This is a genomic window from Streptomyces sp. DS1-CR2, assembly GCF_055760475.1.
In genome coordinates this window covers 8,406,349-8,431,304 of record NZ_CM147085.1, presented here as the reverse complement: position 1 = coordinate 8,431,304, position 24,956 = coordinate 8,406,349, and the positions used below count along the sequence as shown (strand labels likewise).

Below are 24,956 nucleotides of genomic sequence, written 5' to 3'. Positions count from 1 at the left end.
GGTTCATTCCCCCAGGTCGAGCGTGAGTTTGGTGACGGCGAACGCCTCGGCGTAGCGCGCGTGGCATTCGATGCCGCGGATCCGTGCGAGACCGAGGAAGGCCTCCCGGTCGTACCAGGGCCGGTGCCGTTGCGAGGGGTAGTGCTCCTGCAGCAGCCGCACCTTCTGTTCGGCGATCTCGGGCGCCAGCGGCTGGTACGCCGCCGGACGGCCGAGATCGCCGTCCCACTTGACGATCTCGTAGCCGAGCACGAGGTGGTCGCGGAATGCGGTGGTCATCAGCTTCGCAAGGCCGCGGTGATCCTGGTGCGCGTCGTCGGTACGCGGGGCAAGGACCAGGTCCGGCTCGGTCTGCCCGCGCAGCTCCTCGACCGCGGCTTTGGCTTCCTCCCAGTGCGCGGGCATCCGGCCGTCGGGCAACTTGAGGACGGTCAGGTGCAGTTCGGCGCCCGGGCAGAACGCGGCGAGCGCGGCCTGCTCCTCCTGCTCGCGCTCGCTGCCACCGCCGGAGAGCACCAGAGCGTCGACGCGGATGCCCGGGTGCGCGCGGCACAGTGTCAGGAGTGTGCCGCCCGCGCCGATGGCGATGTCGTCGCAGTGCGCGCCCACCGCGACGATCCGGTCCAGGCGCCCCGCCCCGAGCCGGATCACGCGCTCACCCCCGCGCCGTCCCGTTCCCATACGGCCCACGGGCGGTCGCCGCGGGCGTAGGCCTCGTCGAGCGCGGCCCGCTCCTTCACCGTGTCGGTCGGCTTCCAGAAGCCGCGGTGCTGATGTGCCACAAGGCGGCCCTGTTTGGCCAGTTGGGCACATCCGTCGGCGACCAGGTCCCCGTTCTCCGGTATGTGGTCGAAGACCTCCTGGCGGAGCACGAAGTAGCCGCCGTTCTCCCACAGCGGCATGTCGCTCACCGCGGTGATGCCCCCCACCAGGCCGTCCTCGCCCAGGTCCACGCAGTGGAACGAGGACTGCGGCGGCACCACCATCATCGACGCACCGGCGTCGCGCCGGGCGAACCGGTCGATCATCTGAGGCAGCGGGGCATCAGTGAGCACGTCGGCGTAGTTGGCGAGGAACATCTCGTCGCCGTCCAGGTGGTGCCGCACCCGGCGCAGCCGCTCCCCGATCGGCGACTCGATGCCGGTCTGCGCGAAGGTGATCGTCCAGTCGGCGATGTCGGTGGAAAGGAGTTCGGTCCGCCCGCCCCGCAGCACGAAGTCGTTGGACGTCGTCTCCTCGTAGTTGAGGAAGAAGTCCTTGATGTGGTGGGCCCCGTACCCGAGGCACAGGATGAACTCCGTGTGGCCGAAGTGCGCGTAGTAGCGCATGACGTGCCAGATCAGCGGTCGCGGGCCGACCATCGCCATCGGCTTGGGCGCTTCGTCGTAAACGCCGGCTCCGCTGCGCATCCGCATCCCGTAACCGCCGCAGAACAGTACGACCTTCATGCCTTGACCTCGACAATGCTCAGTTCCGGTATGGGGAAGACGATGCGGCCGCCCCAGTCGTGGATGAAGGACAGTTGCCCGACCAGCTCGTCCCGCAGGTTCCACGGGAGGACGAGGACGTAGTCGGGCTTGTCGGCGGCTATCTGCTCGGGCGGCAGGATCGGGATGCGGGTGCCCGGGGTGTACCTGCCGTGCTTGTAGGGGTTGCGGTCGACCGTGTACGGGAGCAGGTCGGGCCGGATGCCGCAGTGGTTGAGCAGGGTGTTGCCCTTGCCAGGGGCGCCGTAGCCGACGACCGTCTCGCCGCGCTCGGCCGCCTCGATGAGGAACTTCAGGAGGTCCCGGCGCACCTTGGCCACCCGAGCGGAGAACTCGGTGTACCCGGACAGCTCCTGCAGACCGGCGGCCTTCTCCCGGTCGAGCACATCGGCCACCTGCCGGGTCGGCTCGCCGGCCACGTCGGCCGGCCGGGCCCACATCCGGATGGATCCGCCGTGCGTGGGCAGCAACTCGATGTCCACGAGCGCGAGTCCGCCGCTCGCAAGGGCCCGCATCGCGGACGCGACCGTGTAGTACTGGAAGTGCTCGTGGTAGATCGTGTCGTACTGGTTCTCCTCGATCAGGGTCAGCAGGTGCTGCACCTCGATGGAGACCCAGCCATCGTCGGCGACCAGGGCGCGCAGCCCCTGGGTGAACCCGACCACGTCGGGGATGTGCGCGTACACGTTGTTGGCCACGACCAGGTCGGCCGGGCCGTGCTCGGCGCGGACGGCCGAGCCGGTGGCCGGGTCCAGGAACTCCGTGAGCGTGGGCACACCCGCGTCCCGCGCCGCGGCGCCGACGTTCACCGAGGGCTCGATGCCGAGGCAGCGGATCCCCTGGTCCACCATGTGCCGGAGCAGATAGCCGTCGTTGCTCGCGACCTCGACCACGAAGGCGTCGGCTCCGAGATCAAGGCGCTGTACGGCGTCGGCGGTGAACTTGCGCGCGTGCTCCACCCAGGAGGTCGAGAAGGAGGAGAAGTACGCATACTCGCTGAACGTCTCCTCCGGCGTGATCAGGGGCGGGATCTGCGCGAGCCAGCAGTCGGTGCAGACCCGCAGGTGCAGCGGGTACGCCGGCTCCGGCTTGTCCAGTTGGTCCGCGGCGAGAAAGCTCTCACACGGCGGGGTCGCCCCCAGATCGACGACGCTCGCCAGCGTCGCCGAGCCGCAGAGTCGGCATCGTGTCATCTACTGTCCCCATCCCCCTTGCTCGCGCGGGTGTCCCCGCCGCGAGCCAGTGCTGACCGACCCGCGATCGCGGTGCGGTACTCCTCCACCAGGCGCTCAAGGCCGACGGCCGGGCTGAAACCCTGCTCGTAACGGCGCCGGGCCGCCTGGCCCATCTCCTGGTTGCGTGCCGTCCCGGCCGTGATCCGGCGCATGCAGTCCGCGAGCGAGGCAACCTCGCCCGGCCGGTGCAGCAGCCCGGTCACCCCGTCCTCGACGAGTTCGACGAAGGCGCCGTGACCGGCGGCGACGGTCGGGACCCCGGCCGCCATCGCCTCCACGACCACCAGGCCGAACGCCTCCAGCCACGTGGAGGGGGCCACCACGGCGACCGACCGCGCGATGGCCTCCCGGCACTGGGCGGTGTCGTACAGGCCGACGTACCGGACGTCGTCCCGGCCCGCCGCCCAGGCGGTGACCTCGCGCTCCAGCGGTCCCGTGCCGGCGATCACGAGTGGTACGCCCACACCCCCGTCCGCGGCGATCCGGTCCCACGCGGCCATGAGCAGCGGCACGCCCTTGGCCTCCGCGAGGCGGCCGAGATAGAGCAGATGCTCGCCCGTGCCCGTTCGGCAAGTGCCCGGCTCCGGCACGAAGTTGTGCTTCACCGCCAGCCGCTCCGGTGGCATGCCGGCCCGCACCAGAACGTCGCGCTGCGCCGCGGAGATGCAGAAGAACCGCTCCACGCCGGACCGCCACCGCCTCCGGTTGACCGACAGGCTGACCGCGAGCGGCACCGTCGCAAGCCGGGAGTTCCGGTAGCAGCCGTGCCGGACGGCGGGCAGCGGCGCCGACCCGACGCACTCGGTGCACGGTCGGCCGTCCCGCTGGAGCGTGCCGGGCAGGCAGACCTGGGTGTAGTTGTGCAGCGTGGCGACGGCGGGGACGCCCGCGTCGGCGCAGGCGGCAAGGACCGCGGGCGACAGGAGCGGGAAGACGTTGTGGACGTGGACCACGTCCGGCCGCTCGGTGCGCAGCCGGGCGGCGAGTTCCGCGCGGACCGCCGGGTTCCACGGCACAAGGAGCGGCACCGCGACCTTGCCCGGCAGGGACCGCGCGGCGATGGTGTCGCTGCGCCGCTCGAACACCTCGACCCGGTGGCCGGCCGCGCGCAGCAGCTCCACCTCCTGGTCGACGACCTTGTTCTCCCCGCTCGGCTGCGCCGAGGCGTAGCGGTTGTGCACTACGAGGACGTGCATGCTCAGGTCATCTCCGATCTCCGGGCCCAGCGCGGGATGTGCCGTCGAGGGGCTGCGGGCGCCGGGAGGGGCGTGGCCGCGGCGGGTGCCGCCAACAGCGAGGCGGCCACGGCCAGATGCAGCAGATACGGCGAGGCGTCGCCAAGGCCTGCCTCGGTGTACGACGCGATCGCGCAGTAGCTGATCAGGAAGATCGCGCAGGCCCTCGACAGCGACGGTGGCCGCAGCAACGCGACGCCGCCAAGGACGATGATGATCACCGCCACCAGGGTGACGCCGGTCAGACCCTGCTCCTGGTAAACGGCCAGCCAGCTGTTGTCGATCGGCAGCCCGCCGAACGACTTGTCGCCCAGGCCCATGCCGAACAGCTGCTCCGAGGTCGTCCGGGGCGCTGCCAGCAGGGCGTCCCAGACCTTGGCCCGACCCGTGAGGCTGGCGAAGTTCTCCTGGCTCTGTCCGCGCAGGAACCAGGCCTGCAGCGCGGAGCCGAACCCCACCGCGGCCACGGCGGCGCACAGCACTGCCCAGGTGAAGAACCGGCGGGCGGCGGCGCTGGTCAGGATGAGTGAGCCGATCGCCAGCACAAGGCCGATGAACAGGCCGAGCGTGGCCGTCCGGGTATGGGTCAGCGCGAGCAGGACGAGTGACGGCACGATGATGACCGCCGCGCTTGCCCTGTCGGTCCGGCGCCCCAGTACGAGCAGCACGGTGAGCCCGATGATCACCGCGGCGTACTGTCCGATCTGTGGCGGGGTGAGCGGCCACAACGCGCCGACAAGGCGTCCGCCGTAGAGATCGGGCAGGGCCGCGCCCGGTGAGATGACCAGGCCCGCCGCCACCGACCCGAGCACCGCGAAGTACATCCGGATGTGGTGCCGGACGAACGTCAGGCCGCCGTCCCACCAGCGGCTGAGCAGCCACAGCGTGCCGATGAAGAGAGCCAGCCTGGCGCAGCGGAACAGTGCGCCGAACCCGGCCTCCAGGTTCGCGCTGGAGATCACGCTCGGCACAAGGAGCAGGGTGAGCAGGAAGACGAAGGCGCCGGCTCGGATACGCAGGCGGAGATTGACCGCGAGCGCCAGCGCGAACGCGGCGACCAGCGCGCCCATGGTGACCATCTGGATGAGGGAACGGGGCAGCGGGATGATCGTCTTCGCCCCGGCGGAGCCGAGCGTGTTGAGGACCAGCAACCCCCAGACGATCCCGACGATCTTCGCTGTGCCGGCAGGGCGCGATTCCGCGCTGGGCTGCGTGCCCGCCGTAGCCGGTCCGCCCGGCAGCCCACCGCTTCGCAAGGCCCCGCCCATCTCAACCACCCGCCCGTGAGTCGAGGGTGCTGCCCGCGTCCTGCTGGTACGGCGCGCCCTGCCACTGGCCGAAGTCGAGCACCCGGCTCTGGTCCTGGGCGACGAATTTCCATGGCCCGAGGTAGACGTTGTCGTGCCAGCCGTTGTGTTGCTTATGGGTGATTGCCTCAGCCACCCGCTCGCCCTTGTACGGCGACCAGTCCGGATAGGTGCCGTAGTTGGCAAGCACCGCCATCCGGTCGCACTTCACCGTGCATTTGACGACGGACTTGTCGAGGACGAAGCGGTTGTCGTGGATGTCCACCCGCTGCGTCTTCCACCGGCAGTCGGCGTAGAGCGGTGCGGTGGCGATCGCCGGCTTCGCGCAGCGGCCGGTGTTCTTCACCAGCAAGGTGCAGTCACCGGACGAGGTGTTGGCCGGGCTGTTGCAGAACCGGTCGGCGTTTTCCCACAGGGTGATCCCGGACCAGTTGTTCTCCAGCACGTTCCGGTAGATCTCGATCTTGTTGGTGCGGGCCCGGATCCGTGGTTCGCCGCCGGACTCGGACAGGTAGACGGTCGCGAACGGGAAGGTGTCGCCGCGTTCGGCTTCCCCGCGGCCCTCGACCCAGTTGTTCCGCCGGATCGTGTTGTTCCGGACGACCGCGTTGTAGCTGGTCTCGTAGATCAGCGCGGCACCGTCGTTGTCCTCGAGCACGTTCTTCTCGATGCGGAAGTCGTTGTTGTTGGTGTCGGCCCACAGCCCGGTTCCGCGGTTGTCGTGCACCCAGTTGCCGCGTACGTCGGCGCCGTTGACGGCCCAGAACTTGATGCCTCCGGTGCAGCCGCAGCCCTTCCGCCGCCGCTCCCAGTCGCCGGTGTTGTTGCCCACGATCTCGTTGCCCTCGACCACCAGGCCACTGATACGGCCGGTGGCCTTGTACGCGTTCATTCCGTACTGACCGTTTTCGCGCAAGCAGTTGGCGCGGACCTTCTGGCGGGCACCGGCCATCAGTCCGGCACCGGAGTTGTGCTGGATCGTCGCGTGCTCGATCACCCACCCGTCGGCCGAGTCATGGTTGACCACACCCTCGTCCCGCGGCGCAACGAAACGCTGCACGGTCAGATAGCGGATGGTGACATTGCGGGCACTCCCGCCGAACGCGTACTGGTTCTTCTTCCCGCCGTCGAGCACCGCGCCCGGCGCACCGAGGTAGCGGTTCCCCTCCTTGGGGATGACCTGGGCGTAGCGGTCCGGGTCGAGCCTGTGCTTGCCCGGGCGAAGCCAGAACGTGGTGTTCGGGGGGCTGCTCTTGGTCTTCGCTGCCAGGTCACCGACCACCGCGGGGTCGACCGTCACCGCGCCCGCGGGCGCCTTCGCCGGCCCGGCCGCGGGCTTGGCGCACACCCGCGCCACAGGCGTGGACGGCGCGGCGGTCGGTTTTGCCCGGTCGCCCGGCTTGTTTGCCTGTGCGCCCGGCTTGTTTGCCTCGGCGCCCGACGTGCTCTCACAGCCGGTCGCCGCCAGCAGGGCCAGCGCCAGCGGTGCCGCCGCCAACGCCCAGTGCCGCCCCTTGATCCCCACACGCCCCCCTAACCGCGGAACCTGAGTACGGTGGTGAACCCCTCAGCGCTGTCGGCGAAGCCGGTGCCGACCAGCGTTGTGGTGGGTTCCTTGCGGCCGAAGCCGGCGGAGTACCAGCCCAGCGGCGGGTCGCTCTCTCCGCGATGCGCCCGCCAGCTCAGCTGCCCGGGCAGGTCGAGCACCGCGGAGCGGGCCTCGCCGTCCCGGGTCCAGGTGAGCGCTGCCCGGTTGCCCGCCAGGTCCGCGGCGATCGCCGGGCCAAGGTGGAATGCCAGGCGCATGTCCCGGCGCGGGCCGAGCACCTCGTCGACCACCCGCAACTCCTGGCTCGCGGCGGTCAGTTCCACCCGGCGGCGGTGCACGGAGCGCTGGTAACCGTCATGTTCGGCGCACCAGCGGGCCGTCCCCCCGTCGGAGGCGCCCGATGTGTCCGTGGCCAGGACGCGACTGCGGGCATGCCGGGTCCACAGGAACGGGCCGCCGGAGACGGACTGGTCACCGCCGTCCAGTTGCAGGGTGTTGTGGCCGAGGGTCGAGCGGAAGTACTGCCGCCACTCGGGTTGCCCGTGGTAGCAGAACGTTCCCGGGTCGGCGAGCACGTCGACCCCGTCGTGCCGGACCTCCACGGACAGCGCGTCCGCGTGGGCATGCGCGGCGATGGACAGGAAGCCGTGCGGACCGCCGTCGCAGCGGACCCAGATCTCCTGCGGACCGCGCAGGATGGTGAGCCCCGCGTCGGCGAAGTGGGCCGGTCGGCTTGCCGGGCGGATCACGGCCGGTGCGGTTTCGTCTTTCGAGTACGGCCGGATCAGCGCGGCAAGGAGCGGGGTGCGCACATCGGTGCCGGTCACCGCCGGCCACCAGCCGAGCCGGCCGAACACGGCCTCTCCGGTGGCAAGGAGCGAGGCCCAGCGGTCGGTGCCCGCGCCGTCCACGACCAGACCGTGCCCGTCGTCCGCGTCCCCCTGGCGGGGCGGACGCAGCCGGTTGTCCACGATGGCCGCGAGCGCGTCGGTCATCCGCAGCAGTACCAGCCGGATCGACGCGGGGACCGGCACGCCTGCGGCATCCGCCTCGGCCACCGCGGCCAGGCCGAGCTCAAGGACAAGTCCGTGATATTCGGTGGCCAGCTCGCGGTTGAGGCCGGAGCCGAAGGTGTTGCCGCGCAGATGCCGCTCGAGGGACCGCAGCGCACTGGCCCGCCAACGCGCCGAAGAGGGGAACCACCCGAACGCGCAGGCTGCAGCCAACTGCCCGCCGGCCTCGGCGATGACGTGGTTGTTCGCCGAGGACCCCCGGCTGGGGAAGGCTGCCAGCCAGCGCTGGTGGTGCCAGATCTGGTTCAGCGCCACCGGGTTGCCCTCGAACAGCTCCGGCGCGCCCGGCCAGCCGTCGAGCAGCCGGCGGATCCACACCCAGGAGAGGAGCCGGATCCCCAGCTCGATGCCGCTGATCCAGTGCACGCCGCGCAGCGGTGGGTTGGCCTTCCACCACGACCGCAGGTGCTCGGCGACTCTCTCGGCGTAGCGCTCGTTCCCGGTGATCGCGTAGGCGGCGGCGAGCACGGTGAGGTACTGATGCCGGGACAGCTCCCAGATCTGCTTGATGTCCCCGACCGCGTCCTCGTTCCGGTACGGCACGTCGAAGGCGTAGCCCCAGGGAGCCCGGCGCCCCGTCTTCGGGTCGCACCACCAGTCCGGGTCCTCGAGGTCGTCTCGGACCACCCCGAAATGCTCGACGTGCCCGTACATCAGCCGATCCGCCTCGGCGATGAGACGTTTCGCGGCGTCCGGAGGTATCGCCGCGATCGTCCCGGCGGGCAGGACCGCGGTGAACCGGGCGCCGGTCACGCTCGGGCAGTCGGGCGGCGCCGACCGCCACCGCCGCCTGCGCGCCGCGTCGCCCACCCGGCCGCCGACCTCCCGCGGTCCCATCCGGGAAAGGCGTCGCAAGTACCAGCCCGCGCTCCCCGAGCTCACAGTCATCGCGCCCTCGCCAGCGTCACCGGCGCGCCGCCGACCAGGCCTGCCTGTACGGCGAGGGTGGCCGACGTGGTGGCGACCAGCGACTCCAGCGGCACCGGCATCGGCCCGCCGGTCCGCACGGCCTTGACGAACGCGGCCAGTTCGGCGTTCTGTCCCTTGTCGCGGGCCTTGGGCAGTCGCGAACTGACCCACTTCTTGGGGCCGGCTGTGCCATCTGAAAACACCGAGGCACGGACGAAGTCGTCGAGCCGCAGCACCTTGCCGTCCGCGACAAGGTCCAGCGTCTCCTTGGGGAAGCCGGCCGCGCCGGTGGTGACGTAGCTGATGGTGGCGGTGGACCCGTCCGGGTAGCGCAGTACGACTTGCAGGTCCTCGTTGCCGGACGTGGCGACCGCGTACACCGAGACCGGGTCGGCCTCGAGCAGCCAGCTCGCCGTGTCGATGAAGTGTCCGCCCTCGCCGGCGAACCGCGAGCCCTCGGTGCCCTGTCGGAGGTACCAGCTGCCGTGTCCGAGGCGGCCCGCGTTGACCAGGTAGCGCAGGCTCGCCGGACCGGTGCGGGCGCCGAACCGCTTCCTGGCCTCCTGCAACAGGGGCGCGAACCGGCGGTTGAAGCCCACCTGCAGCCGGTCGTTGCCGGACTCCTCCACCGCCGCGAGCACGCCGGCCAGCTCGTCCTCCGTGAGGGCCAGGGGCTTCTCCACGAACACCGCCTTGCCGGCAAGCAGCGCGCTTCGGGTCAGTTCGGCGTGCGAGCTGTGCCGGGTGACCACGAACACCGCGTCGATGGACTTATCGCCGAGCACGGCGTCGAGGTCGGTGGTCGCCTCGGCGAAGCCGAACTTCCGCTTCGCGTTGGCGGCGGACAGCGCCGTCGTGGTGACGACCGTGGACAACTCGACGCCGTCGCGCTGTGCCAGGTGCGGCAGCAGCATCGACGTCGCGTAGTTGCCCGCGCCGACGAACGCGAGGCGCACCGGCGCCTTGGCGGACCGGGCCGGAGTGGACGCTCCGCCCCTGCGTCGCACCGCGGGCACTGCCACCGCCGGGGCCTCCGCTTCCGCGGCTTGCTCGGGGCGGCCGGGGTAGCGGAACAGCACAGCCACGGCCTTGAGGTCGCCGTCCTTCAAACGCTGGTACGTCTCGACGGCGTCGTCGAACTCGGCGATGTGGGAGACCAACGGCTCCACGTCGACGCTGCCGCGGGCGAGGAGATCGAGGAAGCACGCCAGGTTTCGGCGCTCGGTCCAGCGCACGTAGCCGACCGGGTAGTCCCGCCCCTCGAGCTCGTACTCCGGGTCGTAACGCCCGGGGCCGTAACTGCGCGAGAACCGGACGTCGAGCTCCTTCTCGTAGTACGAGTTCCACGGCAGGTCCAGGCGGCACTTGCCGATGTCGACGACCCGGCCGCGGTCCCGGCAGAGCCGGGCGGCCAGCTCGACGGGCTGGTTGCTGCCGCCGCCGGCGGCCAGATACACCTGGTCCACGCCGTGCCCGTCGGTGAGTTCGGCGACGGCGGCCTCCACGGCCGCGGACTCGGGATCGCCGCAGGCCGCGGCGCCGATGCGTTCGGCGAGCTCGCAGCGTGACGGGTCGGGGTCGACCCCGACGACGCGGACACCCGAGGCGGCGAGGAGCTGCACCACCAGCTGCCCGATCAGCCCGAGGCCGATGACCAGTGCCACCTCGCCGAGCCGGGACTCGCCTCGGCGCACGCCCTGCATCGCGATCGACCCGACGGTGCCGAAGGCCGCGTGCCGCGGCGCGAGGCCGTCCGGCACCGGGGCGTAGAGGTTCTTCGGCACCCAGTTCAACTCGGCGTGCAGCGCGTGCTCGTTGCCGGCGCAGGCCACGAGGTCGCCGACCTTCACGTCGTCGATCCCAGGGCCGACCTGCTCGACCACCCCGCACAGGGAGTAGCCCAGCGGCGTGTAGGAGTCCAGCTTGCCCATCACCTTGCGGTACGTGGCGGGCACCCCGTTGGTGGCCACGCTCTGCATGACCTTGGCCACCTGGTCAGGACGGGAGCGGGCCTTGCCCAGCATCGACATGCCGGCCTCGGACACCTTCATGAGCTCGGTCCCGGTGGATATCAGCGAGTAGGCGGTGCGGACCAGCACACCGCCCGGCTTGCATCCCGGCACCGGCACGTCGAGCACCGCGAGCTCGCCGCTCTTGTAGTTCTGAACAACCTGCTTCACCCGAAGTCCCCTTGTTCCTAGCCGTCTTCTACGCTGCCGAGCGAGTGCTCCGGGCGGACCCGGAGGTCGCGTCGCGGTACCAGTACTCGAGGGTCAGCACATGCCACAGATGCTTGGAGAAGTCCCGCTGCCCGGAGGCGTCCTCGGCGACCATGCGCGCCAGCGCGTCGCGGCGCAGGAGCCCGGAGCTGACGAGCACGCCGTCGTTGACCACCTCGCGCACCAGCGGTGCCAGATCCCGGCTCATCCAGGCCCGCAGCGGGGCGCTGAACAGGCCCTTGGGCCGGTACACGATCTCCCGGGGCAGGATCGAGGTGGCCGCCTCCTTGAGGACGGCCTTGCCCTGACGTCCGACGATCTTGCGGTCGCCGGGCACGGCGAACGCGGCCTTGACCACCTCGACGTCCACGTACGGCACCCGCACCTCGGTCGAGGCGGCCATGCTCGACCGGTCTGTGTAGGCGAGGTTCAGGCCCGGCAGGAACATCCGGGTGTCGCCCAGGCACATGCGGTTGACGAAGTCGTCGAGCTCGTTGTCCTGGTAGATGTCCGCATGCTCGGTCAGCACGTCGTCGACCGTCCCGGCCAGGTCCGGATTGACCAGGGCGAGCAGCTCGTCCTGGTCGTACATGGTGTAGCTGCGCCGGAACGCGGTCTCCTCGGGCAGGTCGGCGAAGGAGAGGAACCGCTTCGCGAAGCGCACCGACCGGTACCCCCTGCGGGCCGTGGCGACCGGCAGCCGGTCCACGGCCTTGAACACCCCGCGCCGCAGGGGCCGCGGGACGCGCTGGTAGCGCAGTGCGAGCAGGTTGGCCAGGTGTTTGCGATATCCGGCGAACAGCTCGTCGGCACCCATCCCCGAGAGCATCACCTTGACCCCGGCCTCTCGGGCGGCCGAGCAGATCAGGAACGTGTTGATCGCGGCGGGGTCGCCGATCGGCTCGTCCAGGTGGTACGTCATCTGCGGCAGCAGGTCGAGCACGTTCGGGGCGATCTCGATCTCGTGCAGCTCGACGCCGAACTGCTCGGCCACCTTCCGGGCGTAGCGAAGGTCGTCCGGCATCGCCTCGAACTTGGCGTCCTCGGCGCGGAATCCGATCGTGTAGGCGGAGATCCCGGGCTGGTGACGGGCCGCAAGGGCGGTCAGGTAGCTGGAGTCGAGACCGCCGGAGAGGAAGGTCGCCACGGGGACGTCGGAGAGCAGGTGCTGCCGGGTCGACTCCTCGACGATGGCGGCCAGGTCCGGCAGGTCACCGCCGCGGGCCCGCTCCCGGCCCTCGGCGGCGACGTCCTTCAGGTTCCAGTACCGGCCGCGCTCCACCCGGCCGTCGGGCCGGCACCGCAGCCAGCTCCCCGGCGGCAGTTTCTCCGCTTCGCGGAACGCACAGCGCGAGTCCGGCACCCAGTAGTACAGCAGCGAGGCCACCAGCGCCGCATGGTCCACCTGCAGCGACCCGTCGGTCACGGCGGCGAGCGCCTTGAGCTCGGAGGCGAACACCAGGCCCGCACCGCGCCGGAGCAGGAACAGCGGCTTGATGCCCAACTGGTCGCGGGCGAGGACCAGTTCACCGGTGCGCTCGTCGAAGATCCCGAACGCGAACATGCCGCGCAGCCGGGGCAGGCAGTCGGTGCCCCAGCGCCGCCAGGCCTCAAGGAGCACCTCGGTGTCGGAGGTACCGCGAAAGCGCACCCCGACGGCTGCCAGTTCGGTACGGAGCTCGGGCGCGTTGTACAGCTCGCCGTTGTACGTCAGGACGAGGCCGCCCGAGACCATCGGCTGGGCGCCGGTCTCGGACAGGTCGATGATGGCCAGCCGGCGGTGCCCGAGGTGCACCTCGCCGTCACTGACGGGGTGGCTGTACCGGCCCGCCCCGTCCGGGCCGCGGTGGGCGAGGGTGTCGGTGAGCCGGTCGGTCACGGCCTTCCCGTCCGGCCATCGATAGGTGCCTGCGATGCCACACATGTGCTTACCGCGCCTCCTGGTCGCTGTCCGGGACTCGTACTGCCCATGACGGCCGGTCCGTCCGCACCCGGCCCGTCACGTTCTCCCGTGCCAGCCGCTCGTTGTGGCCGCGCAGCGCGGTGTGCAGCCCGTCCCACAGGGTGCCGTCGGTCCGGTCCCGCGGATCGGGGTCGATCAGCACCACGCCGATCACCGGAATGAGCAGGTCGGCGAGCTGCCGCGCCACGGTGTGCAGCCATGCGGCGCTGCCGTGCCCGGCACGCACGACGAGCACGGTCCGGGTACCGAGGTCCGGGAGGCCGGTCCACGCCGTGCCGGGCGCGACCGAGCCGACGCCGAGCCGGCGCACCTCATGCGGCACGGCCGCGGCACCCTCGACGCCGACCACGTCCGGGCCTCCTGGCTTCTGGCCGCGGTGGGCGCGCCGCAGGGCCGGCAGATCGTCGATGATGACCGTCGGCCCCTCCGCCGCCAGCGCCCTGGCGAGGTCCAGGGCGATCACGCTCGTGCTGCGCGCACAGCCCAGTTCCAGCAGTGACACCGGTTCCGCGGAGCCACGCACGGTGCGGGCCAGGGTCGCGGTGAGCCGTTCGCGTGCCGCCCGGGTCCGTCGGCGCTGCCACGGCCTGGCCGGCCGGCGGGGCGCGCGGCGCAGTTCCGCGATGACCGAGGCGCCCAGGTTCGCCGCGATCTCCCGGCGCAGCACGGGGCGGTCGGCCACCACGGTGCCGACCGCGGCCACCGCGAGCCCGAGGACGAGCCCGAGGACGAGCCCGATCGCGGCGTTGGTGGCAGCGGTCCTGGGCAGGGAGTGCCGCACCGCTCGCGGGGCGTCCACGATCTGAGTGCCGGCGACGATCTGGGGCGTTCCCATGCGCGCCTCCTCGGCGCGCTGGTCGAAATCGGCGATCCGCGAGTTGAGTTCCGCCCGGCGGGCGAAGAGTGACTCGATGCTCGCCGACGCCTTCGGGTCGCTCTCCGGCGTTCTGTCCCCGATCGCCTTGTTGACCTGGGCGAGTTCGCCCCGCATGCGGTCACCCTGGTCGCGCAGGGCCTTGGTCTCGGCCTTCGCGGCTGCCTGCATCCGCCTCACATGGTCCGCGACGAACGCATCCGCCAACGCCTTGGCCCGGGCCACCGCGTCCGCGTCGCTGTCACCTGTCACCTCGATCTGCAGCAGGTTGTTGGTCAAGCCGGTGCCCCGGTAGTCCCGCATGAAGTCTTCCGTGCGTTCCGAGGAGTTGAGGGACTGCAGGGCCTTGTCGGCGATCCGCGTGGTCCGCAGCAGCTCCACGTCGGTGCGGATCAGCGTTCCGGGGTCGTTCGGCTGGTCCGCCTGATGCGCGACCAGCACCTTGGTCACCGCGGCCGGAGGCGGCGGCCGCAGGACCGCCAGCGCGGCGCCGACCAGCAGTCCCAGTAGCGCCAGGGAGCACCAGAGGCGACGGCGCCTGCGCACCGCCACCACCAGTGCCTGCAGGTCCAGCAGGTGAGTTGGTGCCGACGACTGGGAAGTCGTGCTCGTGGTCACGCGGAACCTCCCGTCGAGTGGCCGGGAACCGCGAGCGCCAAAGTGGCGTCGTGCGGAGGATGGCCGGCGGATCGCGTCGGACGGTCCAGGACCGTGCCGGCGACGACGATGCCGACGACTTCATGTCTGCCGTCCGCGCAGGCCTCGGCGATGCCGGCGAGCTGCCCTGCGGTCCAGTTGCCCGCGCTGAGTACGACCAGGGCGCCGGACTCGGTGGCGCGGTCCGGCACCATCGGCCGGTCCACCGAAACTTCGACCACCCGCAGCAGCGGATCGCCCTTGGCCTCGGCCACGAGCTGCCCGGCGGCCCGGCGGGCGGTCTCGTCGCCGTTCGGTACGACAACCAGCAGCCGCCGGGGGGCTGGTAGTTGGTCCCGGAGGCGAGCGCACACCCGCCGGTAGCGGATCCGCCTGCCGGCCTCGTCGCCGGACCTCTGCGGGGTCGGTATGTCCCACCGGGTGTCGACGCCGAGGAGTCGGCGGATCCTGGCTCGCGTGCCACGGCCTTGGGGCCGGTCCGCGGGCCGTTCACCAGGCACGTCGACGGTGCCGATAAGCGCCGCGCCCAGCGCGGCGGCGATCTCCGGTTCGGTACGCAGTCGGCGGTTCACCCGTGCGGCGGCGAGATGGCCGATGACCGCGAGCAGGAAGAACAGCAGCGCCCCAGCGACGATGAGTTGCATTCTTGTCGGCGGCGCCTCGCCGGTCGGCCGGGCCGCCGGCCCCATGACGACCGGGCCGGCCTTGTCGGACGCCGGGTCGGCCTGGTCCAGCTTCGTCATGGCCTCCTCCAGCGAGGTGCGCAGCTTCTCGAGCTCGGTGCGGGCCTGCACGCTCTCCACGGTCTTGCCCGGATCGGCCGCATTGGCCAGGTCGGTGATGCGACGGTTGGTCTCCACCACCTGCTGCCGCAGCGCCTCGGGCCCGGTAGCCGCGTCGGAGTCGGCGCTGCCGCCTGCGAGCCGCGCGGCGAATCCGACGAATTCCTGGGCCACCCGGCCGGAGAGCTGCTGCGCGCGCTTCGGTGTGTCGGCCGTTCCCGAGATCTTGATGATGTTCCCGTCGGCGGCCTTGGCGCTCACTCGGTCCCGCAGCTCGGCGGCGCTGACGCCCCGCCAGCCGAGCTGGACGGCCACGGGGTCGACCACCGACGAACTGATCGCGATGTCCACCTGGGTCAGTAGTTCGCGCTCTTCCCACTGCCCCGGCAGCAGTACCGATGACGACGCCGTGTAGCGCGGCGGAAACAGCACCACCGAGGTGCCGTAGCCGACGAGCGCGCCCACCACGGTGAGGACGGCGAGAAGCCGCCAGCGCCGTCGGAGAATCCGTCCGATCGTGACCAGACGTATCGTGTCTTCGCTCAAGGGTGCTGCCTCCCCCGTGCCCGGACCGGGTCGCCCGCCGGCACCGGAGATCGGTCACGGCACGCGGCGGCGTAGGCGGCGAGCAGCGACGCTTGCGAGTTCTTCCAGGAAAGCTGTCCGCTGATCCGCTCCTGGCCGATCTTGCCCATCCGGGCCCGCTGCTCCGGATCGTCAAGCAGCAGCGCGATGAGCCTGGCGAATTCGGCCTCGTCGTTGGCGGGCGCGTAGACGGCGGCGTCACCGGCGGAGACGCGCGCCTCGCGGAGGTCGAAGGAGACGATCGGACGGCCCATCACCATGTACTCCAGGACCTTGTTCATGGTCGAGACGTCGTTGAGCGGATTGCGCGGGTCGGGGGAAAGGCACACGTCCGCGGTGGACAAGTAGCGCGCGAGGTCGGCGTCCGGAACGCGCCCGGTGAACTGCACCTGCTCCGAGAGTCCGAGCTGCCGGGACAGCTCCACCATCGCGTCGAATGCGTCGCCGGCGCCGACGAACACCGCGTGCCAGTCGGTCCGCCCGAGTTCGTCGCGCAGTTTCGCGAGGGCCCGCAAGGCGTAGTCGACGCCGTCCTGCGGGCCCATGACGCCGAGGTAGCACAGCAGATGAGGCTTGCCGCGCTTCAACTCCGGCTCGGGCGGCACCGGATGGAACCGGTCGATGTCGGGTGCGCTGCGCACCACGAACACGTCCGCAGGCCGCCGACCGCCACGGCTCACCGCGACGTCCCGGTAGCTCTCGTTCGTGGCGAGCACGATGTCCGCGGCCCGGTAGGTCCGCCGTTCCAGCGCGCACACGGCGCGGTAGAGCAGGTCCTCGCCGCGGTCGAACCGGGAGAGGTACAGCTCGGGTACCAGGTCGTGCTGGTCGAAGATGAACCGCGCCCCGTGCCGCTTCATCCACAGTGCCGGCAGGAACAGCAGGTCGGGCGGGTTGCAGGCGTGCACCACGTCGACCGGGCCGACTTTGCGGGCCAGCCGGACCGTATGCCACAACGCCGTTCCGTACTCCCGCAGGTAGCCGGCCGGACCGCCGGTGGCCGCGCGCAACGGGTAGCGGTGGATCCGCACCCCGTCGATCGAAGCCTCCAACTCCGTGTCCCGCTTCTCCCCTTGAGGACAGATGACGTGCACCGTCCAGCCCGCGTCGCGCAGTGTCGTGCACTCCTGCCACACCCGCCGGTCGAACGGCACCGACAGGTTCTCCACCAGGATCAGCGCGCGCCGGGCCGGCCCGGCGCCGCCGCGTATGTCACCAGACAAGGCCCATGTATCCCGGTTCGGCCCGGCGCGCGTCGGCGTCGGGAATGCGGATGAGGTCGACGAGCAGCGTGCCGTCGTCATGGGGCAGCGCCGACAGCACGGCCGGATCCTTGGTCCCGACCAGGCACACCTCGGCGTGCTCGAGCACCTCGTCGACGGAGTCCACGAGCAGCTGCGCGATGTGCGGCAGCCGGGTCTCGATGTACTCGCGGTTGGCGCCGAGCAGTCGTGACAGGTTCACGTTGGCGTCATAGATCCGCAGGTCGTATCCCTTGCCGATGAGCCGCTCCGCCAGCTCGACGAGCGGGCTCTCGCGGAGGTCGTCGGTGCCGGGTTTGAAGGACAGCCCGAACAGGCCCGCCCGGCGCTTGCCGGTGCGCTCGACCAGCTCCACCGCGCGTTGCAGATGTGCGGAGTTGGAGGTCAGCACGTGGGCGAGTATGGGCACCGAGACATCGGCCCGCTGCGCCGCGTGGACCAGGCTGCGCAGGTCCTTGGGCAGGCAGGAACCGCCGAAGGCGAAGCCGGGCCGCAGATAGGCGGGGCTGATGTTCAGCTTGCGGTCGGCCAGGAACACGTCCATCACCTGGTGCGAGTCCACCCCGAGCGCCTGGCACACCGCGCCCAGCTCGTTCGCGAAGCCGATCTTCAGGCCGTGGAACGCGTTGTCCGCGTACTTGATCGCCTCGGCCGTCGAGATCGGCACCCGGAACAGCTCGCCGGGCACGCCTTCGTACAGCGCCGCCACCGTGTCGCCGCTTGCCGGATCGAGCTCGCCGATGACGGTCTTCGGCGGGTCGAAGAAGTCCCGCACGCTCGTGCCCTCGCGCAGGAACTCCGGGTTGACCGCGACCCCGAAGTCCACCCCGGCCGTGCCGCCGACGTACTTCTCCAGGATCGGTACCAGGAGGTTCAGGCAGGTGCCCGGGAGCATGGTGCTGCGGAGCACGACGGTATGCCGACCGTTCCGCTCGGCCAGCGCGGCGCCAATCTGCTCGGTGACCCGCTCCAAGTACGTGGTGCACAGGCTGCCGTTGGGCTCCGACGGCGTGCCCACGCAGACCAGCGACACCTCGCTGCCCTTGATCGCCTCGTGGACGTCGGCGGTGGCGCGCAACGCTCCGGTCCGCACGGCCTCGGCGATGAGCTCGCCGATCCGCTCCTCGACCACCGGCGCCTTGCCGTCGTTGACCAGGTCGACCTTGACCTGGTTCACGTCCACGCCGATGACCTCGTGGCCCAGGCTGGCCAAGCAGGCGGCCGACACGCAGCCCACGTAGCCGAGTCCGAAAACGCTTACTCTCATGACCCGTTCCTCCCCCCAGGCAGGCCTTTTCGGCCTGCGGTCCGCGCGCCGGCCGGACGATGGCCCTCGCGCATCAGTAAGCCCCCTGGCCCTGCAGCACCGCACGCAGCGTCTTCCACAAGATCACTGCGTCCAGGGCGAGCGACCAGTCCTCCACGTACCGCAGGTCGAGCCGGACCGCCTCCTCCCACGGCAGGTCGCTGCGTCCGCTGATCTGCCACAGACCGGTGAGCCCGGGCTTGACCAGCAGCCGCCGCCGGATGTCCGGGCCGTACGCGGCGGACTCCTCCGGCAGCGGAGGCCTCGGACCGACGAGCGACATCGATCCGGTGAGCACGTTGAAAAGCTGCGGGAGCTCGTCGATCGAGTACCGGCGCAGCACTGCTCCCACCCGGGTCACCCGCGGATCCCGGCGAAGCTTGAACAGCAGGCCTGCGCCCTCGTTGCGGTCGGCCAGCGCGGCCCGGGCCCCGTCAGCCCCGGCGACCATGGTGCGGAACTTGAAAATGGTGAACTCGCGGCCGTCCTTGCCGACTCTGCGCTGGCGATAGACCGCCCCGCCCCGGCTGTCCACCAGTACGAGCAGCCCGACGAGCACCATCAGCGGCGCGAACAGGAGCAGCAGGATCGCCGCGCCCATCCGGTCGACGACCCCTTTGACCGCCCGGCGGCCCCCGGTGAAGGTCGGCATGCTGACCCGCAGCAGCGGGATCCCGAGCACCGCGTCGACGTGCAGCCGCGGTCCTGCCACCTCCATCAGCACGGGGGCCACGACCATCTCGGCGTCGCTGCCTTCGAGGTTCCAGGCCAGCCGCTGCAGCCGGTCCGGTGACCAGTGCGGGTCCGGTGTGACCGCGACGACACGGTAGCCGTCGCGGCGTACGTGGCCCGCGACGTCCGACAGTCGGCCGACGACCGGCACTCCGTCCAGTTGGTCACCGTCGAGCCCGAGACCGTCCGTCGTGCACACCGCATCCACCCGCCAGCCGAGGTGCGGTAACTTGCGGGTTCGGGCGATCAGGTCGCGCACGGTGGCCACGCTCCCGGCAGCAAGCACCGGTCTCAGGCTCCGTCCTTCCTTGCGCTGTCTGTGCAGCGAGAGGCGGAGCAGATACCGCTCCGTCATGGTGACGAGCGCGATCGCGGGGATCGCGACGAAGATCCAGAGCTTGATGTTGCGCGAGGTGAGGGCGATCCCGCCGAGCGCCAGCACGACGGTCGCCATGAACAGCGAGCGTCCGAGCCGGCGGAATTCCTCGGCGCCCTGGCCGAGCACGGCCGGAGCCCACGACCGGCTCACCGCAAGCGCTCCCAGCACCAGGAGCTCGGTGCCGAATGCGAGAATTCCCCACTTCTCGTGCCAGTTGGCCGCGTCCCGGGCCCCGAAAAAGTTGCCGATCGCCGCCACCACCAAGGCGGTGGCCACGGTATCGCTGGTGATCACGGTACGGCGGTACCGCTGCTCCCAGTCGTTGGTCAGCTGGTTGATTGCCCCGTTCGTCAGACGCTCGCGCGCCGTCGGTAAAGGGCCGGCTAATTCCCCCTGCCGCACAGAACCCACCCCGGTCCCCAGTCGTTCGACATGGTCGCCCAACACTGCCCCTCCCCCAGAAGGCCCCCGCCCCGCACAACCCTTCCCCTCGGGAGGCCCCCGCCCCCCGCACCGCGCTGTTCCTCCCCCGGGAGACCCCCGCCTCCCGCGCACGACATCCCGGCTATTTCAGCGCCACTTGAGCAACCCACCCTGGTGGCCACAGAGTTGCGTGTCCTGCCAGGCCCTCGCTGTGCGTGCGAACCCGTCGAAACCTCGGGTGCTCCCCCACCCAAAACCCCTCGCAGGCGCCAAGAATTGATCACCCCCACGCCCGGCGCCGGAGACGCAACTGCTGGCCGTCCGTAACACCTGACCTATAGATCATCATTTGTCGCCTGGTGTCCCACCATGTGAAGCACGGTCAATCTAGACCATCGGTGCCCATCTGGAGAGAGGGATGTGTGGAATTTGTGCTCAAGATTTGAAGCTGGGTGCACGGGCCGGTGACCATGCGCGGTGCCTTGATGACGAAGACGTGGCTCTGACCTGCGACGGCGGGAGTTCTCCGGCTGCCGGCACCGGCAACCCCGAGGTCGACACATCACAGCCTGAGTACCCGGTGATCCCCGGGGAATCCCTCGGCTTCAGCCGCCAGACCTCACAAGACGTCGAGCGAGGCACCGACGGCCTGCCCACTTACGTCACCTCCGTCCTGATAGGTGATCTGGACGACACAACTACCGTTCGACCTGCCCGGGTTGCGGACGAAGGACGGGATCGCCGAGATCGACGGAAACTACCCGAGCAAGGGCGCACGGGGAGAACGCGCCGCCTGGTTCCGTGACAGCAAGGGAAACCTGCTGGGCATCGGCGAACCGGTCGTCTGATCAGGGCACACCCTGGTCCGGCTGACGCACGCGCGGCCGGGGGCGGCCGTCGGCCGGCATCGGTGACACTTGAGGCATGCAGCTTTCCCCGCCCGGCCCTCCCCCCTCGCCCGATGCCGCCGCCGCGCACGGCGGTGGTGCGCCCACGCTGGGGCAGGCCGTCGGTGTGGTCGGGCCCGACGTGGTGGAGGTGCTGCGGGCGCCGTGCGGGACGGACGTGCCGGTGAGCGGGGCCGGGGTGTTCGACGAGGGCGAGACGCTGCAGGCACGGGGGCGGATTCTCATCGCACCCGGCGTCGACACGTCCGCGCCGGGCGCCGCGGGCGTGCTGCGCGCGGCGGACCGCGCCGGGGCGGCGGCCGTGGTGCTGCGACGTGGCGCTCAGGGCATCGCGCCGTCGCTCGCCGAGGCGGCCGACGAGGTGTCGACCGCCCTGCTCTCCCGGGCCCCGTGGATCGAGTGGGGCGAGCTGATCGGGCTGCTGCGGGCGGCCATCGCCCGCAGCGGAACGGCGGCGCCTGCCGAGGGGTCGGCCGATGTGGCGCTCGGTGATCTGCCGGGGCTCGCCCTGGCGCTTGCCGCGCTGGTGGGCGGCGCGATCACCGTCGAGGACCCCGAGTCGAACGTGCTGGCGTACTCGCCGACCGCCGACACCGCCGACCCGCTGCGCAGGCTGACGATCCTGGGCCGCCGGGTGCCGAGCTGGCGGGTGACCGAACTCGCCGAGAGCGGGTTCCTCACCACGCTGTGGTCGAGCGGCGACGTGGTGCACCGGCCCGCGGACGCGCGGTTTCCCGAACGCCTTGCCATCGCCGTGCGGGCCGGCGACGAGATCCTCGGCTCGCTGTGGGCGGCCGCCGACGGTGAACCGCTGCCGCCCGGGGCCCGGGAAGCGCTGCGGCAGGCGGCCGCCATCGCCGTACCGCATCTGCTGCACCACCGGCTGCGGTCCCGGTCCGCCGCCAGCCGTCGCCGGTACGCGGTGCGGGCCCTGTTCGAGGAGCGCCCGCCGGACGTGTCCGCGGCGGCGGCCGTACTCGGGGTCGAGGCCGGACAGCCATGCACCGTACTCACGGCGGCCGTCGCGGTGCCGATCGCACCGGACGTACTGGACCGGGCCTTCCACCTGGCCTCCCTGCGCGTCGCCGCGCATCACACCCCGGCCTTCGCGCACCGCGACGGCGACCGGCTCGACGTCCTGGTGGCCGGTACCGGGGCGGGGGACGGCGTGGACCGGCTGGCCCGCGACCTGGCCGGCGTGCTGCGCGGCGCCGGGGCGCAGCCGCTGGTCGCGACAGGGCCCGCCGTCGGGGGGCTCGGCGACGCCGCCGCCTCGCGCGCTGGGGCCGCCGAGGTGTTGCGAGTACTGCGCGAGCGCGGCGGGCCCGAGACGGCCTGCGCCGAGGATGTCCGGTTCGCCATGGACGCGCTGCGGGTGACCGATGCGGTCGCCGAGCACGTGCCTTCGGCCGCGGACGCGGTGGCGGCGCTGCTCGAGCACGACGAGCAGCACGGAACGGACCTGCCGCGCACCGTCGCCGCGCACCTGGTGTTCTTCGGCGACGCGGCGGCCACCGCCCGCTATGTAGGGGTCCACACCAATACGCTGCGATACCGGCTGCGCCGGGCCGGGGAGCTGTGCGGCATCGACCTCACCGATCCCGACGTACGGCTGCTGGTGGAGCTGGGGCTGCGGCGGGCCGGGCTGATCCCGCTGCCCTGAACGGGTGTGGTGCGGGCACACCACGACCTCCCCCTCCGCATCGTGCGGGCGCACCATGGAGACGTGGGCGGGGCCCGACGCTTGTGCACGTCCACGACGGGAGCGGCCCGGACTTCGTGCCGGAGCACGCAGACAATGCGGGGCTCGGGGCTGCACAGTGAACCGGGGCGGAGCGCACGGGCGACGAGCCGGTGGCGTGGACACGCCCGCGGCCGCCGCAGTCGGCGGCCCGCCCGGCGAACGATCCGCCGGGCACGTAGCCGGCAGTGCGCAGCGAGAAGGCAGGAACCTCATGACCATGGCCCCGGACTCCGCCCTCCGCAGGGAGGCGGCCGTGCGCGCCGCCGCCGAGCAGGGCCTGGTCGGCGCGCAGGCGCCGGTTCTCGGCCTGCTCGATGTGGACGGGATCCGTGGCGCCGCCCGCGAGCTGCGCGAGGCCTTCGCCTTCGACGGGGTCTCGGTGCAGCACACGTTCGCGGTGAAGGCCGCCTCGCTGGTGCCGGTCCTCGCGCTGCTGAACGAGGAGGGCATCGGCGCGGAGGTGGCCAGCGCCGGTGAGCTGGCACTGGCCCGCGCCGCGGGCGTCCCCGCCGAGCGGATCGTCTTCGACTCCCCGGCCAAGACGATGGACGAGCTGCGCGACGCTCTCGCCCACGGCATCGCGGTCAACGCCGACAACCCGCAGGAGCTGGACCGTGTCGACGCCGTCGTCGCCGATCTCGGGGCCGGCTGTGCGCCCGTGGGCCTACGGGTCAACCCGCAGGTCGGCAGCGGTTCGATCAGGGCGATGAGTACGGCGACGGCCACGTCCAAGTTCGGTGTGGCGCTGCGCGACGAGGGCGCGGAACAGTGGGTGCTCGACGCCTACCGGCTGCGCCCGTGGATGACCCGGCTGCACACCCACACCGGCTCCCAGGGGGTCGCCCTGGATCTGATGGCCGAAGGGGTGCGGGCCGCGTACGAGCTGGCGGAGAAGATCAACGCGCATGTCGGCGGGCAGCAGATCGACACCCTCGACATCGGTGGCGGCCTGCCGGTGAACTTCGCCTCGGACGAGGTGACCCCGACGTTCGCGCAGTACGCGCGGCTGCTGCGGGAGACCGTGCCCGGCCTGTTCGACGGGCGCTACACGCTCGTCACCGAGTTCGGCCGTTCGCTGCTGGCCAAGCAGGGGCTGATCGTGGCGCACGTCGAGTACACCAAGACCTCCGGCGGCCGGCGGATCGCCGTCACACACGCCGGCGCGCAGGTGGCCACCCGCACCGTGTTCGCGCCCGAGTCGTGGCCGCTGCGCGTGGGCGCGTACGACCCCGCCGGGCGGCCCAGGGCGACCGAGCCGCTGGTACAGGACGTCGCCGGGCCGTGCTGCTTCGCCGGGGACCTGGTCGCGCGGGAGCGGGAGCTGCCCGAGCTGGCGCCCGGTGATCTGGTCGCGCTGTACGACACCGGGGCCTACTACTTCTCAACCCATTTCCACTACAACAGCCTGCCGCGTCCCGCCGTGTACGGATATGCCGTATCCGATGCGGGGGTTGTGACGTTCGCTCCGGTCAGGCCCGCACAGACGGTGGCCGAGGTGGTCGCGGAGTCCGGTGCGGCGCAGGCCGGCTCGCTTCTCGGGCTGACCGACCGGCCCTCCTCGTAGAGCCCCTCCCCACCTGGGAAAGTTGTCCCAGGGCCGCCGTCTTTCGGCTCTGTCGGCCCGCCGTACGGGGGGACGGGGAGCCTGGGCGAGCCGCCCGAGCCTGCGCACGTGGCTGCCGCGCCGCCCGTCAGGGGGAGTTCAGGGTCCGCCGGGCCTCGGCGACAAAGGCCAGCTTCGCTCGATTGAGGTCGTCCGGCGCCAGGTGCCGGCGCAGGCCGTCCACGAAGACGGTCGCGGCGTCCGCCACCTCTGCCGGACCCTCCAACACGACTCCGCCGAGGGCCCGTTGCAGCAAGATCTCGTCGTCGGCCTGACCGCGCCCGGTCCGTTCGGTCAGGATCCGGGCCTCAGCGGCTCCGAGGAACTCCGCGTAGACCTGGCGCCGACGGGCGAACCCACGCTGATCGGCCTCGCCCCGCAGCGTGAGCCGCACCGAGTCGAGCAGCGCGTCCGCCTGTCGATCACCCGCGTGGCGTGCCGCAGCGGCCTGTTGGATGCCCGCGTTGCGGGTGTACCAGCCCGTGACGATGCTGCCGGCGATCGCCGCCCCCGCGGCGACCAACGCAATGCCCCACTCACCCATGCTCAGATCCTCCCCCATGCCCCTTACGCGGCGTACAGCTCCTGGCGCAGGTGCGTCCCACGTCACCGTCTGCCCCGGACACCACGAACGGTACGATCGCATCATGTCGCCGGAGGACGCCAACGAACCAGCCCCCACCTGCGGAAACAACGACTTCCGCCGTCCGCTCTCCACTAGAAT

The 24,956-nt window shown here is 71.2% G+C and carries 17 protein-coding genes and 1 pseudogene; 3 read left to right on the top strand and 15 right to left on the bottom strand.

Annotation, left to right across the window (positions count from 1 at the left end; genetic code table 11):
* Nucleotides 1-3 precede the first annotated feature (3 nt).
* From ACY0PA_RS39380 to ACY0PA_RS39315, 14 genes are all read right to left on the bottom strand, one after another.
* Nucleotides 4-651 (bottom strand): PIG-L deacetylase family protein, encoded by a 648-nt coding sequence (locus ACY0PA_RS39380; protein ID WP_473082137.1) that lies wholly within the window; start codon nucleotides 649-651, stop codon nucleotides 4-6.
* Nucleotides 648-1,448: a glycosyltransferase family protein gene (locus ACY0PA_RS39375; RefSeq protein ID WP_473082136.1), complete on the bottom strand. Its 801-nt coding sequence runs from the start codon at nucleotides 1,446-1,448 to the stop codon at nucleotides 648-650. Before ACY0PA_RS39375 ends, ACY0PA_RS39380 begins: the two co-directional genes overlap by 4 nt.
* Nucleotides 1,445-2,680 (bottom strand): class I SAM-dependent methyltransferase, encoded by a 1,236-nt coding sequence (locus tag ACY0PA_RS39370; protein ID WP_473082135.1) that lies wholly within the window; start codon nucleotides 2,678-2,680, stop codon nucleotides 1,445-1,447. The genes ACY0PA_RS39375 and ACY0PA_RS39370 overlap by 4 nt, the downstream gene beginning before the upstream one ends.
* Nucleotides 2,677-3,918 (bottom strand): glycosyltransferase, encoded by a 1,242-nt coding sequence (locus ACY0PA_RS39365; RefSeq protein WP_473082134.1) that lies wholly within the window; start codon nucleotides 3,916-3,918, stop codon nucleotides 2,677-2,679. The genes ACY0PA_RS39370 and ACY0PA_RS39365 overlap by 4 nt, the downstream gene beginning before the upstream one ends.
* 2 nt (nucleotides 3,919-3,920) lie before the next feature.
* Nucleotides 3,921-5,225, bottom strand: coding sequence for an O-antigen ligase domain-containing protein (locus ACY0PA_RS39360; protein ID WP_473082133.1), 1,305 nt, complete (start codon nucleotides 5,223-5,225; stop codon nucleotides 3,921-3,923).
* 1 nt (nucleotide 5,226) lies between these two features.
* On the bottom strand, nucleotides 5,227-6,789 hold the full coding sequence (locus tag ACY0PA_RS39355) for a right-handed parallel beta-helix repeat-containing protein (protein ID WP_473082132.1): 1,563 nt from the start codon (nucleotides 6,787-6,789) through the stop codon (nucleotides 5,227-5,229).
* 8 nt (nucleotides 6,790-6,797) lie between these two features.
* The gene (locus ACY0PA_RS39350) at nucleotides 6,798-8,774 is read right to left on the bottom strand and encodes a heparinase II/III family protein (protein WP_473082131.1); all 1,977 of its coding nucleotides are present in this window, start codon (nucleotides 8,772-8,774) and stop codon (nucleotides 6,798-6,800) included.
* The gene (locus ACY0PA_RS39345) at nucleotides 8,771-10,975 is read right to left on the bottom strand and encodes a bi-domain-containing oxidoreductase (protein ID WP_473082130.1); all 2,205 of its coding nucleotides are present in this window, start codon (nucleotides 10,973-10,975) and stop codon (nucleotides 8,771-8,773) included. Before ACY0PA_RS39345 ends, ACY0PA_RS39350 begins: the two co-directional genes overlap by 4 nt.
* Nucleotides 10,976-11,003: 28 nt before the next feature.
* On the bottom strand, nucleotides 11,004-12,938 hold the full coding sequence (gene asnB / locus ACY0PA_RS39340) for an asparagine synthase (glutamine-hydrolyzing) (protein ID WP_473082129.1): 1,935 nt from the start codon (nucleotides 12,936-12,938) through the stop codon (nucleotides 11,004-11,006).
* Nucleotides 12,939-12,942: 4 nt separating this feature from the next.
* Nucleotides 12,943-14,469, bottom strand: a complete 1,527-nt coding sequence (locus ACY0PA_RS39335; protein ID WP_473082128.1) for a Wzz/FepE/Etk N-terminal domain-containing protein — start codon at nucleotides 14,467-14,469, stop codon at nucleotides 12,943-12,945.
* Nucleotides 14,466-15,836 (bottom strand): Wzz/FepE/Etk N-terminal domain-containing protein, encoded by a 1,371-nt coding sequence (locus ACY0PA_RS39330; RefSeq protein ID WP_473082127.1) that lies wholly within the window; start codon nucleotides 15,834-15,836, stop codon nucleotides 14,466-14,468. Before ACY0PA_RS39330 ends, ACY0PA_RS39335 begins: the two co-directional genes overlap by 4 nt.
* On the bottom strand, nucleotides 15,833-17,098 hold the full coding sequence (locus tag ACY0PA_RS39325; protein WP_473082126.1) for a glycosyltransferase family 4 protein: 1,266 nt from the start codon (nucleotides 17,096-17,098) through the stop codon (nucleotides 15,833-15,835). Before ACY0PA_RS39325 ends, ACY0PA_RS39330 begins: the two co-directional genes overlap by 4 nt.
* A complete protein-coding gene (locus ACY0PA_RS39320; RefSeq protein ID WP_473082125.1) occupies nucleotides 17,088-18,404 on the bottom strand; it encodes a nucleotide sugar dehydrogenase in 1,317 nt (438 codons plus the stop codon). The genes ACY0PA_RS39325 and ACY0PA_RS39320 overlap by 11 nt, the downstream gene beginning before the upstream one ends.
* A 73-nt stretch (nucleotides 18,405-18,477) precedes the next feature.
* Nucleotides 18,478-19,956 (bottom strand): sugar transferase, encoded by a 1,479-nt coding sequence (locus ACY0PA_RS39315; RefSeq protein WP_473086575.1) that lies wholly within the window; start codon nucleotides 19,954-19,956, stop codon nucleotides 18,478-18,480.
* A gap of 728 nt (nucleotides 19,957-20,684) precedes the next feature.
* Here ACY0PA_RS39315 and ACY0PA_RS39310 point away from each other — a divergent pair.
* From ACY0PA_RS39310 to ACY0PA_RS39300, 3 genes and pseudogenes are all read left to right on the top strand, one after another.
* Nucleotides 20,685-20,825 (top strand): annotated as a pseudogene (locus ACY0PA_RS39310) (VOC family protein); the annotation flags it as partial.
* A gap of 76 nt (nucleotides 20,826-20,901) precedes the next feature.
* Entirely contained in the window at nucleotides 20,902-22,548 is a 1,647-nt protein-coding gene (locus ACY0PA_RS39305; RefSeq protein WP_473082124.1) for a PucR family transcriptional regulator, read from the top strand.
* Between the two features lie 298 nt (nucleotides 22,549-22,846).
* The gene (locus ACY0PA_RS39300) at nucleotides 22,847-24,193 is read left to right on the top strand and encodes a type III PLP-dependent enzyme domain-containing protein (RefSeq protein WP_473086574.1); all 1,347 of its coding nucleotides are present in this window, start codon (nucleotides 22,847-22,849) and stop codon (nucleotides 24,191-24,193) included.
* Between the two features lie 127 nt (nucleotides 24,194-24,320).
* Here ACY0PA_RS39300 and ACY0PA_RS39295 read toward each other — a convergent pair whose 3' ends face one another.
* Nucleotides 24,321-24,776: a hypothetical protein gene (locus ACY0PA_RS39295; RefSeq protein WP_473082123.1), complete on the bottom strand. Its 456-nt coding sequence runs from the start codon at nucleotides 24,774-24,776 to the stop codon at nucleotides 24,321-24,323.
* Nucleotides 24,777-24,956 lie beyond the last annotated feature (180 nt).

Coding starts and splice junctions, on each gene's coding strand:
- asnB (WP_473082129.1), bottom strand. CDS start 12,938: ATGTGTGGCATCGCAGGCACCTATCGATGGCCGGACGGGAAGGCCGTG.
- ACY0PA_RS39350 (WP_473082131.1), bottom strand. CDS start 8,774: ATGACTGTGAGCTCGGGGAGCGCGGGCTGGTACTTGCGACGCCTTTCC.
- ACY0PA_RS39305 (WP_473082124.1), top strand. CDS start 20,902: ATGCAGCTTTCCCCGCCCGGCCCTCCCCCCTCGCCCGATGCCGCCGCC.
- ACY0PA_RS39300 (WP_473086574.1), top strand. CDS start 22,847: ATGGCCCCGGACTCCGCCCTCCGCAGGGAGGCGGCCGTGCGCGCCGCC.
- ACY0PA_RS39365 (WP_473082134.1), bottom strand. CDS start 3,918: ATGCACGTCCTCGTAGTGCACAACCGCTACGCCTCGGCGCAGCCGAGC.
- ACY0PA_RS39370 (WP_473082135.1), bottom strand. CDS start 2,680: ATGACACGATGCCGACTCTGCGGCTCGGCGACGCTGGCGAGCGTCGTC.
- ACY0PA_RS39360 (WP_473082133.1), bottom strand. CDS start 5,225: ATGGGCGGGGCCTTGCGAAGCGGTGGGCTGCCGGGCGGACCGGCTACG.
- ACY0PA_RS39375 (WP_473082136.1), bottom strand. CDS start 1,448: ATGAAGGTCGTACTGTTCTGCGGCGGTTACGGGATGCGGATGCGCAGC.
- ACY0PA_RS39295 (WP_473082123.1), bottom strand. CDS start 24,776: ATGGGTGAGTGGGGCATTGCGTTGGTCGCCGCGGGGGCGGCGATCGCC.
- ACY0PA_RS39320 (WP_473082125.1), bottom strand. CDS start 18,404: ATGAGAGTAAGCGTTTTCGGACTCGGCTACGTGGGCTGCGTGTCGGCC.